The sequence below is a fragment of the Vibrio crassostreae genome (genome assembly GCF_041439375.1).
In the GTDB taxonomy this organism is placed as follows: domain Bacteria; phylum Pseudomonadota; class Gammaproteobacteria; order Enterobacterales; family Vibrionaceae; genus Vibrio; species Vibrio crassostreae_D.
Genome location: NZ_JBGONY010000034.1, coordinates 1 through 17091, shown reverse-complemented (window position 1 = coordinate 17091; position 17091 = coordinate 1). Strand labels below are relative to the sequence as shown.

The window sequence follows — 17091 nt, the reverse complement described above, 5'->3', positions numbered from 1 at the left end:
GAGAATCCATGAAAAAACTTAACCTTATTGCTCTACCACTTACGTTACTCAGCAGCGCAGCGTTTGCGACTTCGACTCAAGTTTACATCGAACAAAACGTTGCCTCTAATGCTGCTGATAACGGTGTCTACACCACAGAAGCTGGCGCATTAATCGATACCTCAGAAAATGGACAAGTCTATATAGGTTTTGATGACCAGGGTTGGCTAGCCGCGGGTTACGGACACGACTTTCACATCAGCGAGTCTTTCACGTTCAACCTATACGGTGAACTCGGTAAATGGGACAACGGTGAAGAGTTATTAATCGAAGGTATTATCGATTATCAAGTGAACGACAACTTCAATGTATTCAGTGGATTGGGATATAACCAGTCAGGGCAAGTACTCGAGAATGTAAGCGACACCACGATTAACACCAATAAGTTCATCGCCGGTGCTGGGTACTCACTCGCAGGCTGGGATTTAGCTTACCAATACACTCACGAAAACAGTGATGGATCCAATGGCGGGTTTACCCATGACGGTGACAATATCTATTTTCATCAAGGTGACTACCGTACCAATGAGCACGAAGTCGTTCTCTCTAAAAGCATCGACGACTGGACGCCCTACGTGAAATACACCTACTTCAACACCAACGAGGGTAACCTACAAGTTGGCGACAATCTAATTGGCTCAATCGACAACGACAGCATCATTACACTTGGTTTGTCTTACGACTTCTAAACATCTCAGATTCAATTCTCATAGGCAGATGGATTTGCCCACCTTTCGAGGGCACTACTATGAAAATTACTTCTCAACGCAACAAAGTCATTAATATCGCTGCAGCGATCAGTATCGTTTTGTTTTCTGCGATTCCCACCTACGCAAGTGCTGATCACTTAGACTCCCATTATCTAGAACCGAGTTATCTAGAAACCAGCTATCTAGACTCCTCCTTAGTCGAATTCATGACACCAGATTTTGATCAGGGGTATCTTAACGATGAGATTAAAGAAAACCTTATTCTGGAATAATTCGTCAACACATTACAAAACGTAAAAGACCAGAAACTCACGCTTCTGGTCTTTTATATAGCTCTTGTTTTCTATATAACTCTCATCTTCTTATAGAGCCCTACTCAGCGATTAAGACTCCGTTTCTGAATCACTTTTCTCTAAGCTAATGACGTTCAAAACCGCAAATGCAGAGGCTAAAAAAGACACCACACTCGTCAAAAAGTGTGGTGTCTTGGTTATTATTGCAAGGCTAATTAACTAACAATAGTTAAGATTAGTTGGCTGGACGCCAAACGCCCCATTTGTCATTTTCGTAAGTCGCTTTAGGGTTAGTGCCACCTTGAACCCACCATTGTGCTTTCCATGACTGGTTCGAGTAAGTCACGACTTCGCCACCAAGGTAAGTCGCTGATGAGTCCCACGTACCTGGATCTGGCGTAGGGTCTGGGTCAGGAGTCGGATCAGGATCCGGCGTTGGATCTGGGTCTGGTGTCACGCCACCGTCATCGGCAATTACTTCAAAAGTGAAGGTTTCAACACTGTCGCTTTCAATCGAGCTAGCCATAAACGATAAAGTTTCGTTTGCAGTGATGCCAGTGGTATCAACTACGATAGAAGCCGTGCCGTTATTTTGAATGCTTACAGAAGTACCTTGAGTTTGAGTCAATGTCGCCGCTTCGCTTGTTGCAATTACAACTTTGTCGCCAGCATTCACTACGTTGTCACTCTTCACTAGCTCGTAGATATCACCTTTCAATGGTTCAACACCACCGTCGCCACCGTCAATCAGCGTTAACTGACCAGAAGCACGGCTATCTTTTGAGTTGAAGAAGTTGCGTGAAGGATCGTTTTGGAAGTACATGTAGTGCTGCATTTCAGCGTGCCAATCACCAATGAAGATCGCGCCGTCTTTAAACTCTTCATGCCAGCCGTTAATTTCTGAAGCCAACAAACGAGCCCAATCGTTAACGTTTGAAGCGTCGATGACGATGGTGAAGCTACGCGCTACTTCACCGTACTTGTTGATGATGTCGTATTTAACCGTATCACCAATTTCTGGCGTGCCAAACTGGTCAGAAACAAACAGGTCACCACGCACTAGATCAGGCTCTGGACCCGGCTCTGGTGGAGGGGTTGTGCCACCCGCGATAGTGATGTCTGAACAGTTGTAGAAGCCTTCGCCCGCAGCATCATCACGTTGCCAACGAACGAATAGAATCGCATCGCCAGAACGGTCTGAAGGAATAGTGACATTAATGCGGTACTTGCCGCCATTAACCGGAACGTTACCCTCTTCTTGGATAAGATCTAAGTCTCCCCACGCTAGGCCTTTGCTTAGGTCCGCGTTTGGTTTCGTTAGGTAGAACTCCCAGAAAGAAGGGTTGTGTGGCGCTGTCGCATTGAATACATATTCAAACGTACCAGTATTTAGCTCGGTACGAGTCCAACCAGTATGAGGCGCACCCATGCCGCGTTTTTGCGAATCGTTGGCATAACATAACGTGCCGTCAGGAATCGCCGCTTTTACAGCATTGATGTTGTTGAAATCTTGGATATTTTTCGCGTACTCGTTACGTTGAACAAACGGGTATGAACCCGAAATGTCTTTTGCTTGAGCACACGCAGCATTAGGTGGTGTACCCGACCAAATCCCGCCTTGCTCGTAACACGTGTTCTGACGCGCGCTTGGAAACTCAGACCAACCATGAGCATTTGCCACTGACGGCACACTCGATAGCATAGCCATACCCACTGCTATTTTTAGAATATTATTATTTATTGTTGTCACTTTCCCACTCTCTATTATTTTACCCTAAACACAAAACCAATTGGTTACTAACCAACCAGCACTGTAATTCGAAGGTTTATAGTTTCTGACTTAAAGAACAACGAAAAATATATACGTCAATTTTATCAATAACAGCGGGTTTTATATTGATAGGAATCAGCATCACGCAACTCAAACAAATGCGTTGTAGATAGATGATGTTGCTTCGAATTATGACATTTCAGTATTCTATGTTGATTGAGGGAACATTATTCGGAATGAATAAAAAAGCGGCTTTATGATTAAGCCGCTTTGGGGATATAAAGGCGTTAGGTAGTAAGAAGATATTTAATAACGGCTATGCATGCCCATGCGATGTGACATGTCATCGTCCATACGACCGCCCTTCCAACCGCCGCCACCCAATAGATTAAGTACATCTCGCGCTGTGTAGTCTTCTCCGCCAAAGAAGTCATTAGACACATCATTACGCAGCAACTGAATAGTTGGAGCTAATTCAACAGCAAGATCTTGTGGATCCGCAAACAAGGCTAAAGCAATCTGTTGTTGGCGTTTACTCAACTCACGAGAACTTGTTTCAACCTGCCCAATAGAGAAGAAATCACGGCTTCCGTAGCTCTTCACCATCTTTGCAGACAATGACTTAATCACCTTTTTGATTCTTCTTCTTTGGATGTATCTAAACATATTTGCTTCCTTTACTAACTCGCCTTAAACCCAATGAGCAGCTTAACTAATTAGTCTTTTAACCAAACAAAAGATAGGTCTGATTGTCGACTGAGATACTTTTGACTTCGGTGTTGAACACGGACTCTAGCTGCTCAGGGGTAAGCACTTGATCAGCTGAGCCTGATGCTTGAAGTACACCTTTATCGAGCAACAACACTTGGTCTGCGTGTCTTAGTGTTCTGTTCAAATCATGGTTAGCCATGATCACGGTGATGCCCTTCTCAGCCACTCGTTCGATAAGCTTGTACAACAAGGCTTCTTGAGCAATATCCAACGGAGCTGCGGGTTCGTCGAGGATCAGCAGCTTCGCGTATGGGTTAAGTGTCGGCCAAATTTGCAGGCACATTCCCGCCAAACGTACGCGTTGCCATTCACCACCAGACAGTGTCTGAATTGAGCGATGAAGTTTGTCTGCAATGTCTAGCATCTGGCTGATTTCTTCCAAAGCTGCGTTGATTTCAGCATCAAGGCCGTGTGAGGAGCTTGGCAGTGACAATGCAAGATATTGGAACACTTCTAAGTTGAAGGCTGGCCTTGCGCTTTGGCACAAGTAAGCACGATGCAATGATAAATCTTGTAAAGACAGCTCCGACAAATCCTGCCCGTCGATCTTTATATCGCCTTTGTAACCATCACCAATTCCAGATATCGCTTCGAGCAAGGTACTTTTACCGCTGCCATTAGGGCCGATAACGTGAGTCACCTGCCCTTGCTTGAGCTCAAATGATAGTGGTAATAAACGAGCGCCGACGCTCAGGCTCTTAATTTGAATCATGATTTTTAATTAACATCCAAATGAAGATAGGCGCACCGATACTGGTGGTCATCACACCCAAAGGCAGCTCTGCTGAATCTAATAAAGTTCTTGCACAGATATCAGCAAATACAAGCAATGCTGCACCAGCAACAGCAGACAAAGGAAGAAGGTATCGGTTGTCAGTACCAATCGCTAAGCGCAACAAGTGTGGCACAACCAAGCCAACAAAGCTGATCACGCCGCCCAATGCCACCGCGCAACCTACTAAAATAGACACGGCGAAAATTAGACGCCAGCGTAATCTCGGAACGTTCACGCCTAACTGTGCAGCATGAGTCTCGCCAATCATTAACTTATCTAGCTTACTACCTTGCAGGCACAGCCAAATAATCACGGGGATCATCACCAACGTGAGCGAGTTTTGATACCAAGTGACGCCACCTAAGCTGCCCATCAGCCAATACATCAATAAGCGTAGACTTAAGTCATCACTAAAATAGAACGCCCATGTCACCATCGCGCCAGAAAGAATGCCTAACGCGACACCCACTAGCAGTAATTTAGCCGTGGTGAGTCGCATCGTTTTTACCATGCTCACCAGTATCACGGTGAAACAGAGCGAGCCTAAAACGGCGGCAATCATGAACAGTTCTGGTGTGGGAGCAAACGGCAAGAAGAACAGTACAATCACCATCGCCAAGCTTGCGCCACCAGAAATGCCGAGCACACCAGGCTCAGCCAATACGTTGCCTAATAAGACTTGTAAGCTTGCGCCAGATACTGCTAGCCCTGCCCCGATAGCAATAGCTGCTAATAATCGAGGTAAGCGTAAATCAATCAGTAGTTTTTGTTCTAACGTGGACAAGGTGTCCAGAGGGGAAATGAAGAGATCGCCAACCATTAGGTAAATTGCACTCAGCGCGACAAGCAGTGCTGCCATCAGATAAATGGCTCTAGTCCATTTGCGCTGTTTTTGGTGAAGAAGTTGTTGGAAATCCATATCAAGCTACTTTGAAAATGTTCGCGTAACCTTACCTGTATCCCCAAATAAACTCAAGGCTCACACCGTAATGTGAACCTTGATATTTCAACCAGTTGAGCGGTTGTTTTCGTCGTTTAAACCCGAGTCGATATTAATCGTACACAAGCTGACCATGGTCGAATCGCGTTTCAACTTCACACACCATTAAGGCTGCTCGTTGACCGATAGCAACATTACGATTAGGGAACACCACCGCTTCGTTTTCATTCTTAGCCATTAACGGTTTATCACCATCATGACCGAATACTTCACCGTGCTTGAACGCGGTAAAGTTCTCTACAGAATCTGAGAACATGAAATCGAAGTCATCATGTAAACGAACAATGGTTCTGCTCACGCGATAAGTGATGGTTCGCTTAGGTAAATGCTCTGGCTCAACTTCAGCAATCAAGTTACGCATCGCCAAGTCAAAAGCCGTTAGCTTATCAAGTTGGTTCTCACCAATTCTCGCGACCTGCCCTAGCTCCATTGTCAGTGCTTGCGCTTCGAAGTTTTCAGCACTGTACCAACTGAATGTACTGGTTGGCGCATTTGACAACAACACTGCTTCCACGTGCGCACTGTTAATGAAATCAAACAGCTCTTTACTGCGTACTTCGTGGCGAACTTTAGGGCTCACTGCAAACGAGTAATGCTTAGATAAACGGATTGCACAGTGCAAATCTAGATGCCAACGAGTGGCAGGTTCCGTTTCTTTGTAAAACTCAGTCACCAAGAACTTCAAGTTCTTCGCGATATCCACTTCTCGATTGCTCTCGTACTGCTTTTCATCAAACAGACGATTCATGTTCACATCAAGAAAACGAGTATGCGCGTTAGTGGCTTCTGGGTGAGCTATGATAAACAAGCATCTCGCGTTTACTACTTGGAAACCTGTTTCAATATCCTCAATGAGCTTATCGATCAGCTCCATTGGTGAAGTTTCGTCGCCATGAACACCGGTTGAAAAAATGATGTTCTTGGTTTCAGAATTAAAATCCGCGGGAATCACTTCCAAGACACCGCGTTGATGAAGCTTAATTTGAACACCGTTACTCAGTACGGTCTGTCCTGCAAACACTTCTTGCTCAAGATCTAGGCTGTCAAAAAGAAATGATTGGCGAAAGAGGGTCTTCGTCATGCGCTACTCCTTAATTGCACGGCCGTATGTTAATAAATTGTACATAGAAATTGTGTTGCTAGGATCGCACTTATCAACAGAAACTCCGTTATCACTCACAAATACTACCCATATATTTTTATATTACCTGCTGACTTTACTAACCGACATCTGTTCCAAATAACTTTCTCTATTTAAAGAGACTTTTGGTTGTTTCGGCTTATCTCAGGTTATGCCAGCAAGATAAGAGCCACGTAAGCTAACACAGCTCTTACCTGCTATGAACAGATTGAGATCAATTAATCTTCCTGATCGAGCAATCTTTCAAATTCATCGATTTGAACTTTGACCATGTCGATGCTTTGTTGCCAAAAATCAGCTTGAGTCAGGTCCATTCCTAAGTGCTTTTGAACGACTTCTTCCGCCATCATGCTGCCCGTATCACGAAGCAACGAAACGTAATCGCCGTAGAATTGCTCACCTTTCGCATCGCGCTGAGCGTAAACACCTTTACTGAACAGGTAACCGAACAAGTATGGGTAGTTGTAGAAGCTTACTTGAGAGATGCTGAAATGCAGTTTGCTCGCCCAGAAGTAAGGGTCAGCTTCTGTCATTGCATCGCCATACCACTCTTTCCAAGTCGTTTCCATCAAGTCACACAGCTGCTGAGCCGTTAGCTCGCCTTTTTCACGCTGCTCGTAGAAGGCTTTTTCAAACTCAAAACGAACGGGAATGTTCACCATTAATGCCAAAGAAGAAGAAAGCTCTTCCCACAGCATTTCAAGTTTCTCATTACGTGTTTGTGCTTGTTTTAACAAATGGTCTCGAACGATATTTTCAGCAAAGATCGAAGCGGTTTCTGCTAGCGTCATTGGGTAGCGTGTTTGACACAACGGCATGTCTTTCATCACCCAGTTGTGGAACGCGTGGCCTAACTCGTGTGCCAATGTCATTAAATCTGAGCGGCTACCGCTCCATGTCATGAACACAAGCGGAGTGCGTGTAGCAGCAAACTTGGTGCAGTAAGCGCCTAAACGTTTGTTGGCTGCTGGTGCGGCATCAATCCAACCATTATCAACCATCAAAGCAACGAAGTCAGCCATCTCTGGGTTCACTTCAGCGAAGGCAGTTTTGATCACTTCAATCGCTTCATCAAATGGATAAACCTTAGATTCAGCGTCACCAAGCGGCGGCATCGCAGCTAAGTGGTTCCATGGCTTCATTTCATCTAAGCCATGAACTCTTGCCATTAACAAACCTGCTTTCTGACCAACAGCTCGATTAGCTTTCGCTACCGACATCATGGTGTCTAGCGTTTCTGGCACAATGCGGCTGCCGTGTAGGCTTGGATCTAGGAAATGCACATCGCTAATCTTCGAACGCTTTTTGTTTTCAGTCAGTCGCCAACCCGCCAATGCATTTAGAATCGAAGCAAAAGACTCTTGGTGCGTTTTCATCGCACCTTGAACCGCGCGCCATGCTGGTTCTTGTTTGTCGAATTCGCTGCCGTACAACAGGCTCGCGGCTTGTGAAAAGCCTAGGGCTTCCTCTTCACCGTCCAGCTTTAGCGACAGTTTTAAAGATCCGGTTAGGTTATCGTATAAACGACCCCATCCGTCACGACCATCAACCTTCATCGCTGCCAATAACTGCTCTTCAGCAACACTGAGTCGGCTGCTTGATAACTTACGAGAGCTTTCAATCGCAAAGCGCTGCCCTGCTACATCTGCGCTATCATGCTCTAATACTGCATCAATAAATTCTGGTTCTGCGTGAATTAGCGTATCTTCGTAAGGGCTGAACGCTTGAGACATTTCAGAGTTCAGCTTCGCTACACGACCAAGCAATGCTTTCGCTTCTGTGTGTGTCGCGTCGACCGATGCGTGGCAATTAGCGAAGGTGTTGATTGTACTCAGTAACGTGCCTGCCGCTTCTGAAGTCTGAATCGCGTTTTGCATCGCTAGAATGATATGACGCTTTTCAACGTGTAGGTTCAACAGCTCAATGCACTGCTGAATGAGTTCAATGTCCTGTTCGATTTTTGCATCATTAAGATCGCTATAAGCAATGCTTAGATCCCAACTTGGTGTTGTCATGACTAAATTCCTTTCACGTAGGTAGTAATACCAATCAGGTATAGCGGCTGTGAACGCCGCTTTATACTTCTATTTATATTTCTGTTTCTATTTACAGATCTAAAAGATTGTTAATTCTTAAACTGTGTTTTTTGAACACTCAGAGAACAGGTATCCCTATCGATTTAACGCTGATAAAGCTCTGCGCAAACTGAGTGATTTGAATATGCGTTATCGATGCGTTTTCTATCGATAACTTCGAGTACAAACTCGGGTTTTTCCAATCAATATTAAGGCAGTGCGCTAGCAGTATGCGAATCACACCACCATGAGTAACCAACAATATGTTGTCACTTGAATCATTCAAAAGTTGCGACCAAGCTTGAGTTACTCTGTCGTGGAAGCTCTGTAAACTTTCTGCGCCAGTTAATTGATGATTAGCAGGGTCTTTCCAAAAGGTTTCTAACATTCCCCACTTGTCTTCAAGTTCATCAAATGGGACACCATCTACTTCACCGAAGTTCATTTCCTGAAAACCCGATGCAACTGATAAAGGCACAGACATACGCTCTGCAAACAAGCTCGCGAGATCACCACATCGTCTTAGTGGAGAGCTAACCACGCTATCAAAGGTAATGTCTTGTGTAGTTAGTGCCTCACATATCTGTTCTTGAAGATCAGAGTTGACCAGCACATCAGATAAACCATTGAGCGCAGCTTTTCCTTCGACCTTGCCATGTCTTAACAAATAGATGTTTTTGGTTGTTCCATTGACCATGTGTGCGACCTAGCCTTGAATATCAACCAAGTGATTAGATGGTTTTAAGTGCAGCGGCAATCCGGCAGCAACCAGCGTGACGCGCTCAACGACGCGAGCTAGCGCTTGGTTCATTCGTCCTGCATTGTCCACAAACAAGCGAGACACTTTACCCAGCGGCACCACACCTAAACCGACTTCGTTAGAGACCATGATAATTTGCGCCGGACTTTGCTCGACGCTTTTGACCAATACTTCAACCACGGCTTCAACCTGTTCATTAGTTGCGTCATCACCCAGTTCAAAGATGATGTTGTTCAACCACAAGGTTAGGCAATCAATCAATACCACATCTTCTTTCTCAAAAGACTGCAGTTTTTCGGCTAATTCGACGGGTACTTCATGCTCAATCCACTGCTCGCCACGACGTTGTTGATGGTGCGCGATTCGTTCTCGCATTTCATCATCAAGATATGTCGCTGTCGCAATATAATTGAGGCGTCCATTTGAACATGCTTCAAGCGCACATAATGCTTGTTGCTCTGCAAAACTAGACTTACCAGAACGAGCCCCGCCCAATACCAAATGGCTGTTTCGCTGACTTGCTTGATTAATTTGATTAGCTTGAATAGTTTCATTCGTGTTGGTCATAGGAAGCCGTTATAGAAAGCCATTGTAAAATGCAGTAATGAATACAAGGTAAGTCAGCAACTCCATTAACTGTTGAGCCGCACCCAAGCAGTCCCCAGTAAAGCCGCCAATTCGAGCCGTTAACCACGTTTTAAAACCTGTTCTGAACAGATAGGCGACGACAGATAAAACCAAAGCGAATTCAAGACCAAACCACAGGCTAGGCAGCACGCCTACCAGCAACAAGAAGACAAGTTCGCCTTTGGTTTGCTTGTTGGCCAATGGTTTACTTTTACTGGTATCTAAATCACTGACATAAGGCATGTCGTAAATTAGCGATGCAGCAATCGCGCGGCTAAAGGTATAACTGGTCACGATTACCATAAACAGTCCCGTCATGCTTATGAGTTCATTCAACAGCACCCACTTGCCAAGCAGAGCCATAATCAGAGCAGACGCACCATAAGTACCGATTCGACTGTCTTTCATGATGGTCAAACGGCGTTCTAGGGTCATGCCGCCACCAATGCCATCGGCCATATCAGTCAAACCATCTTCATGGAATGCGCCAGTGAGCATCAGGCTAAAACTCATCATCAAAAAGATCGCTACTGCACTCGGCAGTACCACATCAAGTAGCAAGAACACACCGCCACACAGAACACCAAGCAACAAACCAACCGTTGAAAAGTAGCGACCAGAACGGTTCATTCGCTCTGTAGAATAGGGCGTGTTTTTCGGCATTGGCAAGCGAGAAAAGAAACCCATCGCCAGCGCAAAAAGCTCCCACTGATAAGTAACTCGATCTTTCAACGATCTTTCTGGTGCATCACTCATTAAACCGTGACTCCAGCACTTTCGAAGCTCGCCATGTTGTTATAGAACTCGGCTGCCGCACGAATGATTGGCATAGCTAGCGCAGCACCTGTGCCCTCGCCTAATCTCAATCCAAGATCGAGCAGTGGCTCAGCGTCGAGCAGCTCTAACAGAATTTTGTGTCCTGACTCTTCAGAGCGATGGGCGAAGATCATATAGTCTCGGCAACTCGGTTCAATTAAAGTCGCGACATACGCCGCAACCGACACGATAAAGCCATCGACCAACACTGGTGTTCTGTTTTGGTAAGCGCCAAGGAAGCCACCGACCATTTGAACGATTTCATAGCCACCGACTTGTGCGAGTACCTCTTTAATATCTTTAAGATCTGTAAGCTCTTTAACTTCTTTCGCATCTAAATCTTTGCAACGCGCGACACCTTGCTCAACCACAGCCACTTTACGTGCAAGCTGTTCATTGTTGATGCCAGTGCCTAGGCCAACACACTCCGCTGCAGCACGATTCGCTAATGCACTTAAGATCGCTGATGCGCTGCTGGTATTTCCGATACCCATTTCACCAAACATGATGATATTGGTGCCATTCGAAATGGTTTTAGATACAAGCTCAGTGCCCAGTTCAATCCCGCGTTCCACCGTTTCTAAACTCATTGCCGCTTCATTGGCAAAGTTATTGGTTCGCGTACCCAAGCGCTGAGAGATCAACATGTCACTGTCTGATTCAACAGGCAACAATATCCCCGTGTCGACTACCGTGATATCGATATTATTCACCGCACAGAAACAATTGATCGCCGCGCCACCACTTAAGAAGTTCAACACCATCTGTTGTGTGACGGCACTTGGGGCAATACTCACGCCTTCGTCAGCAATGCCATGGTCGCCAGCAAAAATGATGATACTTGGCTTATTCAATTCGATGTGTTCAACCGCCGCTTCTTTGCCTTGGCTCTGAATCAAAGCCAGTTGATGTGCGACTTTTTCTAGTAAGCCAAGTGCGCCAAGTGGCTTGGTTTTTTGGTCAATTCGGTGTTGGATGTACTGCGAGTATTGGGTATCTAACATAGTTTTTAAAAACGCTTATTCTGGGTACGTTGATATAGGGCTGCTACTTAGGGCGTGCGACAGAAAACACATTGGAAAGCGTGGCGTATTCACCGCCACCCAATCGAGATAAAGGATCAAGTGCTAACGCGTCGATCTTAAGACGCTCACTGTCTTTGTCGATCACGTCTTCGGAAATGTACACGGTTTCGACTTGAGCAAAGATAAGGCTTTGTGGCACTTCTCCAACCTCTTTTACTTCGTACAAGGTGCATCCAAAAGCGACCGCGCACTCTTTCAATCTCGGTAAAGAGAAGCCTTCAAATTCAACCAGATCAATGTTATTCGCGGTGACTTCCGAATCACCATGTTCAAGGGTAGCTGCTGTCGCCGTCATGGTTTCGGCAGAACTTGAAGAAGCAATGTGAATCACTAGCTTACCCGTTTCTAGGGCATTACGAGTGGTATCTTTGATTTCGCCGGACGGCTTCTTCCCAACCGATAACATCAGTAACGGCGGATTACTAGAAACAGGCGTGAAATAAGAGAAAGGCGCGAGGTTGTACTCTTGGTCAGAAGATTCCGTCAATGCCCACGCAATCGGGCGAGGAACAACGGTTTGTGTCATCAGGTGATAAATCTGAGTGGGAGCAAGAGTATCAAGCTTGAGGTTCATAGCACGTCCTTGGTCTATGTGAATTACGACTCAGTTTACGTGTTAAGCAAGGCTGTATCTATGGCTATGTGGCAGAAACCGCAGAGAGTGTTCTTAATTTAAACAGATCACACTGGTTTTTTCTCAGATTGACAGTCAAATTGACGAACCCTAAAACACAAATAATACTGATAATAGATTTATCAATAACTTACATTTTGGCATCGTTTATGCCTTATCTAAATTACTTATTAATCTCTCCATTGATAAGTACCCATACAGTGAATGCCCACAACACTGACGCTACACGAAGAAAGACAATCGATTGAAAGACAAAACAGAACAACGATTTAGGAGGGGTAATGATTCCAAATTCAAGTAAAAGAAAACCAAATAAATCAAGTAAGAAAGCTAGCAAAAAGGTAAGGAAAATCCCACTGTCCTTTACCTAGTAAGAAGCAAGAAAAGTAACAAAGCCCGTCGCCCAGCGGGCTTTGTTATGTTTAACGCCTAACTTAAGTTTCAAACCGCATTTATCTTTCCCACCGCCATTATGTTTCATATCGTACTTATGCTTCAGACCGTACTTATGCGTCGAGCCAAACTAAATCATCTCTTTTTCCATAAACAGGCGACTCCCCACATACTACTGACCACTCGTTTAACAAACTTTTATTCGCTTAAAATTCAAACACTGTTTATATTAAACAAGCACTTGTGGAGTGAAGAAGGGATTAAAATGAGCATTTCTGGAGACAAAACATCGGTCGTGGTGGCTGGTGCAACCGGGTTAATTGGTCATCATGTGATGAAGTTGCTCATCGATGAACCCGCCGTTGATCATATCTATGCCCTATCTCGCCGAGCGTTAGATTCACAGTTTGATTCCAACAAGCTCCACACACTCATTCACAGCGACCTGCAAGTTACCAGTTGGGATGACACGAATGCGACGCCTAATCTTGGCGTTATCTGCTTAGGTACGACTAAGAAAAAGGCAGGATCAAAAGAAGCGCTTCGCAAAATCGATGTGGAACTGGTTAGCCAAGTCGCACAGTCGATGAAGTTTCTTGGGGTTCAACGCGTAGCGGTCGTTTCTAGCTATGGCGCTTCACCAGATTCCTATTCGCACTACCTTCGCTGTAAAGGACAAATGGAAAAAAATTTAAAACGTATTGGCTTCAAGCAGCTTTTCATCGCACGCCCTGGGCCTCTGGTGGGTGAGCGTGATGAACCTAGAGCTGATGAAAAACTCCTGCAAAGTGTCTTTCCTCTGCTGTCTCCATTTATGCTTGGTAAGTTCAAAAACCTACGCCCTATTCAGTCGGAAGACGTAGCCAAAGCAATGTTGTTCCGGTTATTCGAAAATAATTTCCAAAATATCGAAATTTACTCGTCAAGTGACATGCTCAATTTATTGGCAAAATATCGCTAAAAAGCTCACCTATTCATCACAATGTTGAATATCCACCCATCCTATTGAGTGGATATTACTAATCGTTCTAATAAATTACTTTTCCTTATTTTACGTTTTGTTACAGGTCGCTACTGTAGCTAACAGTATTTGCGCCCATATATCTAAGCGCCCTATCGATTTAAAGAGATTCATAAGGAAAACAAATGTCATTTTCAGCTATCGCTGCCTTAGCGGTATTCACTGGTATCCTCTTTTTTCTCTACGGACAGCAGAAAAAAGAAAACACACTTTCTCGCCTCGTTTTACTCGGTTTAGTATTTGGTAGCGCATTTGGTCTTGGTCTACAGCTGTTATTTGGTGAAGGCAATCCGGTCATCAACGAAACACTAGACTGGGTAAATATTGTTGGCCGTGGTTATGTTGGCCTACTGAAAATGGTGATCATGCCATTAGTATTGGTTTCAATGATTGCAGCAGTAGTGAAGCTTGAAAAAGGCGGCTCACTGGGCAAGATTTCTGGTATCACCATTTCTGTACTGTTAGCAACAACCGCGATTTCTGCGATTGTTGGTATTGTTGTAACGCAAGCATTCGGCCTATCTGCTGAAGGTTTAACAGAAGGCGCTCGCGAAACAGCACGTATCGCAACACTTGAAAGCCGCATCGGTAGCGTTTCAGACCTAACAATTCCACAAATGCTGATCAGCTTTATTCCGACTAACCCATTTGCAGACCTAACGGGTGCTCGCTCTACGTCTATCATCGCGGTTGTTATCTTTGGTGTGCTAACGGGCATCGCTGCTCGTAAAGTGATGGCAGAGAAAGAAGAACTAGAATCTCCGATCCGTACGTTTGTTGAAGCGGCACAATCTATCGTTATGCGCTTAGTTAAGATGATCATGGCACTAACGCCATACGGCATCGCAGCGTTAATGGCGAAGGTAGTTGCAACATCAAGTGCTTCTGACATCCTCAGCCTACTGGGTTTCATCGTTGCATCTTACGTTGCGATTCTACTGATGTTCGTTGTACACGGTGTGTTGGTTTCTTTTGTTGGTGTAAACCCGAAAGAGTATTTCCAAAAGATCTGGCCTGTACTGACGTTCGCTTTCACGTCTCGTAGTTCTGCAGCAACGATTCCACTGAACGTTGAAGCTCAAATCACTAAGCTAAACGTGCCACCAGCGATTGCTAACCTGTCTGCCTCTTTCGGCGCAACAATTGGTCAAAACGGTTGTGCGGGTATCTACCCTGCAATGCTAGCAGTCATGGTTGCGCCTACAGTTGGCATCGACCCAATGGACATCAACTTCATTCTGTCTCTGATTGCTATTATCACAGTGAGCTCATTCGGTATCGCTGGTGTCGGTGGCGGCGCAACATTCGCAGCACTTATCGTACTGCCAGCTATGGGCCTTCCAGTAACGATTGCAGCACTGCTTATCTCTATCGAGCCACTTATCGATATGGCTCGTACAGCGCTTAACGTATCTGGTGCGATGACAGCCGGTACGATTACAAGTCGCCTATTAGGTAAGAAAGACAAGCAACAAGATCTGGAACAAGCGAACGCTTAATTCTGAATCAAACAGCTCGACAAACAAAAAAACCGATGCCCACGCATCGGTTTTTTATTATCTGTTTTATGTCAGAGCCACTCTGTAAACAGTAGAACTTAAAGCACTAATCGAATCACTTTCTCAGCTAATGCTTCATCGTCGTCTTCACTTAATCCGCTAATACCAATAGCACCAATCACCTGCCCTTGATGTTGAATAAAATGTTCATCAAGTTTTCTCAGAATTACTTTGATAGCTTGAGTTGAGTTGAGTTGAGTTGATGAATTTAAAAGATGAGAAGTTGATAAACAAATAAACTAAATAACACGAAATAAGGTTTAAATGACACAAAATAAGATTTAAATAATCCTCCTGATTTATATGCCTATATTTTAAGAGGGATTAATCGAACAATAATGAAGCATTTTAGTTACTACTATCGCGAACATTAATCGTTAATAGAGAGAAATCGTGCATTTGTTCAATAATAAAATGAGTTACCTATGAATGATTAACATAACTGATATATGATGCACCGCTTCAGTATGTCACATCATCTTGGCACCAGTTCGATAACAGGATCCTCATGAGCTTTATTATATTATTACTTCTTCTGCTATTCGTATGCTTTACACGTTTACTTCAGTGGCGAAAAACCTCTCTGTTTTTATCTCTTGTTCTTATATCGTCATTTGTGCTGATTGGTTCAGGTTTAATTCCTCGTTATTTACTGAACGATCTGCAAGCCGATTACGAAAATAAGCCTGATATCCAATGGTCTGACAATAACGCCATTGTTCTTCTGGGTGCGGGAACGCAGTTAATTAAAAGCACGCAAGAGTTCGAGCCAGCCTTTTTCTCTTTTGGCCGAATCAGTGAAACCACCAGCCAATATAAAGATTGCGCCAAAACCCAAACCACATGCAAAGTGATCATCAGTGGTGGCGATGCACAAAATAACGGTGTTGCCGAAGCAGAAGTTTATCAGCAACAATTGCTGAGACTTGGCGTTCCGATGGGTGACATCATTCAAGAGCCAAATAGCGTCAACACTTGGAAGAACGCTCAGCTCACTAGTGACCTAATGAAGCATCATAAATTCGACAACATTGTGTTGGTTTCATCTGGCCTACATATTCGTCGTAGCGAGCTCTACTTCAACCACTTCGGCTTGAATGTTATTCCAGTGAGAGCCGACTATATGGCTGCTCAAATCTCATGGCTGCCACTGTGGTACAACTTTGCGGTAACAGACTTTGCTCTGCACGAACAAGTCGGCTTTGCTCGATACAACATCTATAATTTTATGGGCTGGAACAGCAAACGGGAAAAGCCTGGGGATGCTTAATCGCGTTCAATCAAGTTAATTCGAGCGATACAAACAAAAATGCAGCAACAATCGAAAGGTTGTTCGCTGCATTTTTTGATCCTACCTATCACAACATCATTTCTTATGATGGCTTACGTTCTTACTCACCATCCAGTCAACAATATATCTTTCTAATCAATCTTGCTGACTTATTTTTCCAAACCCATGCCCTAGATAACGAAGTTACAGAAACACAAACGTTCAACAATTAACCGCCCATTAATTGGATGGTTGAAAGTAATTGAAATCAATCAAGATAAGTCTTTATCAAACGACCAGGGCGCGAGCATACTTTGATGAATTTATAATCCAAAGAACACTCGGGCTCGA

General features: G+C 44.4%; 16 protein-coding genes and 1 pseudogene. 5 read left to right on the top strand and 12 right to left on the bottom strand.

Features of this window, described 5'->3' with window-relative positions:
- Nucleotides 1–8: 8 nt before the first annotated feature.
- Both ACED45_RS14605 and ACED45_RS14600 read left to right on the top strand, forming a co-directional pair.
- Entirely contained in the window at nucleotides 9–728 is a 720-nt protein-coding gene (locus tag ACED45_RS14605) for a hypothetical protein (RefSeq protein WP_102320092.1), read from the top strand.
- Nucleotides 729–787: 59 nt separating this feature from the next.
- Complete coding sequence (locus tag ACED45_RS14600) at nucleotides 788–1021, top strand: hypothetical protein (RefSeq protein WP_102320091.1); 234 nt, start codon at nucleotides 788–790, stop codon at nucleotides 1019–1021.
- A 256-nt stretch (nucleotides 1022–1277) separates the two neighbouring features.
- Here ACED45_RS14600 and ACED45_RS14595 read toward each other — a convergent pair whose 3' ends face one another.
- The 11 genes from ACED45_RS14595 to ACED45_RS14545 all read right to left on the bottom strand — a co-directional run bounded on the left by ACED45_RS14595 (nucleotide 1278) and on the right by ACED45_RS14545 (nucleotide 12437).
- Nucleotides 1278–2744: a lytic polysaccharide monooxygenase gene (locus ACED45_RS14595; protein ID WP_371714351.1), complete on the bottom strand. Its 1467-nt coding sequence runs from the start codon at nucleotides 2742–2744 to the stop codon at nucleotides 1278–1280.
- A gap of 375 nt (nucleotides 2745–3119) precedes the next feature.
- Nucleotides 3120–3479, bottom strand: coding sequence for a DUF6559 family protein (locus ACED45_RS14590; RefSeq protein ID WP_017066163.1), 360 nt, complete (start codon nucleotides 3477–3479; stop codon nucleotides 3120–3122).
- Between the two features lie 58 nt (nucleotides 3480–3537).
- A complete protein-coding gene (btuD, locus tag ACED45_RS14585) occupies nucleotides 3538–4296 on the bottom strand; it encodes a vitamin B12 ABC transporter ATP-binding protein BtuD (RefSeq protein ID WP_371714334.1) in 759 nt (252 codons plus the stop codon).
- The gene (gene btuC / locus ACED45_RS14580) at nucleotides 4283–5278 is read right to left on the bottom strand and encodes a vitamin B12 ABC transporter permease BtuC (RefSeq protein WP_371714333.1); all 996 of its coding nucleotides are present in this window, start codon (nucleotides 5276–5278) and stop codon (nucleotides 4283–4285) included. Before btuC ends, btuD begins: the two co-directional genes overlap by 14 nt.
- A 133-nt stretch (nucleotides 5279–5411) precedes the next feature.
- Entirely contained in the window at nucleotides 5412–6440 is a 1029-nt protein-coding gene (locus tag ACED45_RS14575) for a succinylglutamate desuccinylase (RefSeq protein WP_017059157.1), read from the bottom strand.
- Nucleotides 6441–6718: 278 nt separating this feature from the next.
- On the bottom strand, nucleotides 6719–8515 hold the full coding sequence (locus ACED45_RS14570) for a M3 family oligoendopeptidase (RefSeq protein WP_371714332.1): 1797 nt from the start codon (nucleotides 8513–8515) through the stop codon (nucleotides 6719–6721).
- A 139-nt stretch (nucleotides 8516–8654) separates the two neighbouring features.
- Entirely contained in the window at nucleotides 8655–9272 is a 618-nt protein-coding gene (gene cobC / locus ACED45_RS14565) for an alpha-ribazole phosphatase family protein (protein WP_017059155.1), read from the bottom strand.
- 9 nt (nucleotides 9273–9281) lie between these two features.
- Nucleotides 9282–9902: a bifunctional adenosylcobinamide kinase/adenosylcobinamide-phosphate guanylyltransferase gene (gene cobU, locus ACED45_RS14560; protein ID WP_371714331.1), complete on the bottom strand. Its 621-nt coding sequence runs from the start codon at nucleotides 9900–9902 to the stop codon at nucleotides 9282–9284.
- A 9-nt stretch (nucleotides 9903–9911) separates the two neighbouring features.
- Nucleotides 9912–10718 (bottom strand): adenosylcobinamide-GDP ribazoletransferase, encoded by an 807-nt coding sequence (locus ACED45_RS14555; protein ID WP_017066160.1) that lies wholly within the window; start codon nucleotides 10716–10718, stop codon nucleotides 9912–9914.
- Entirely contained in the window at nucleotides 10718–11782 is a 1065-nt protein-coding gene (cobT, locus tag ACED45_RS14550) for a nicotinate-nucleotide--dimethylbenzimidazole phosphoribosyltransferase (protein ID WP_017070914.1), read from the bottom strand. Before cobT ends, ACED45_RS14555 begins: the two co-directional genes overlap by 1 nt.
- Before the next feature lie 43 nt (nucleotides 11783–11825).
- Nucleotides 11826–12437, bottom strand: a complete 612-nt coding sequence (locus ACED45_RS14545) for a flavin reductase family protein (RefSeq protein WP_017065519.1) — start codon at nucleotides 12435–12437, stop codon at nucleotides 11826–11828.
- A gap of 718 nt (nucleotides 12438–13155) precedes the next feature.
- On the opposite strand from ACED45_RS14545, the gene ACED45_RS14540 reads away from it, so the two are divergent.
- The gene (locus tag ACED45_RS14540; protein WP_371714330.1) at nucleotides 13156–13851 is read left to right on the top strand and encodes an NAD-dependent epimerase/dehydratase family protein; all 696 of its coding nucleotides are present in this window, start codon (nucleotides 13156–13158) and stop codon (nucleotides 13849–13851) included.
- A gap of 185 nt (nucleotides 13852–14036) precedes the next feature.
- Nucleotides 14037–15410: an L-cystine transporter gene (locus tag ACED45_RS14535; protein WP_048611859.1), complete on the top strand. Its 1374-nt coding sequence runs from the start codon at nucleotides 14037–14039 to the stop codon at nucleotides 15408–15410.
- Nucleotides 15411–15508: 98 nt separating this feature from the next.
- On the opposite strand, the pseudogene ACED45_RS14530 reads toward ACED45_RS14535, so the two are convergent.
- A pseudogene (locus tag ACED45_RS14530) lies at nucleotides 15509–15610 on the bottom strand (heme-binding protein); the annotation flags it as partial.
- Nucleotides 15611–15978: 368 nt separating this feature from the next.
- On the opposite strand from ACED45_RS14530, the gene ACED45_RS14525 reads away from it, so the two are divergent.
- Entirely contained in the window at nucleotides 15979–16740 is a 762-nt protein-coding gene (locus ACED45_RS14525; RefSeq protein WP_371714329.1) for a YdcF family protein, read from the top strand.
- Nucleotides 16741–17091 lie beyond the last annotated feature (351 nt).

Coding starts and splice junctions, on each gene's coding strand:
- ACED45_RS14545 (WP_017065519.1), bottom strand. CDS start 12,437: ATGAACCTCAAGCTTGATACTCTTGCTCCCACTCAGATTTATCACCTG.
- cobT (WP_017070914.1), bottom strand. CDS start 11,782: ATGTTAGATACCCAATACTCGCAGTACATCCAACACCGAATTGACCAA.
- ACED45_RS14570 (WP_371714332.1), bottom strand. CDS start 8,515: ATGACAACACCAAGTTGGGATCTAAGCATTGCTTATAGCGATCTTAAT.
- ACED45_RS14540 (WP_371714330.1), top strand. CDS start 13,156: ATGAGCATTTCTGGAGACAAAACATCGGTCGTGGTGGCTGGTGCAACC.
- ACED45_RS14525 (WP_371714329.1), top strand. CDS start 15,979: ATGAGCTTTATTATATTATTACTTCTTCTGCTATTCGTATGCTTTACA.
- cobC (WP_017059155.1), bottom strand. CDS start 9,272: ATGGTCAATGGAACAACCAAAAACATCTATTTGTTAAGACATGGCAAG.
- ACED45_RS14595 (WP_371714351.1), bottom strand. CDS start 2,744: ATGCTATCGAGTGTGCCGTCAGTGGCAAATGCTCATGGTTGGTCTGAG.
- btuD (WP_371714334.1), bottom strand. CDS start 4,296: ATGATTCAAATTAAGAGCCTGAGCGTCGGCGCTCGTTTATTACCACTA.
- ACED45_RS14535 (WP_048611859.1), top strand. CDS start 14,037: ATGTCATTTTCAGCTATCGCTGCCTTAGCGGTATTCACTGGTATCCTC.
- cobU (WP_371714331.1), bottom strand. CDS start 9,902: ATGACCAACACGAATGAAACTATTCAAGCTAATCAAATTAATCAAGCA.
- ACED45_RS14575 (WP_017059157.1), bottom strand. CDS start 6,440: ATGACGAAGACCCTCTTTCGCCAATCATTTCTTTTTGACAGCCTAGAT.
- ACED45_RS14590 (WP_017066163.1), bottom strand. CDS start 3,479: ATGTTTAGATACATCCAAAGAAGAAGAATCAAAAAGGTGATTAAGTCA.
- ACED45_RS14600 (WP_102320091.1), top strand. CDS start 788: ATGAAAATTACTTCTCAACGCAACAAAGTCATTAATATCGCTGCAGCG.
- ACED45_RS14555 (WP_017066160.1), bottom strand. CDS start 10,718: ATGAGTGATGCACCAGAAAGATCGTTGAAAGATCGAGTTACTTATCAG.
- ACED45_RS14605 (WP_102320092.1), top strand. CDS start 9: ATGAAAAAACTTAACCTTATTGCTCTACCACTTACGTTACTCAGCAGC.
- btuC (WP_371714333.1), bottom strand. CDS start 5,278: ATGGATTTCCAACAACTTCTTCACCAAAAACAGCGCAAATGGACTAGA.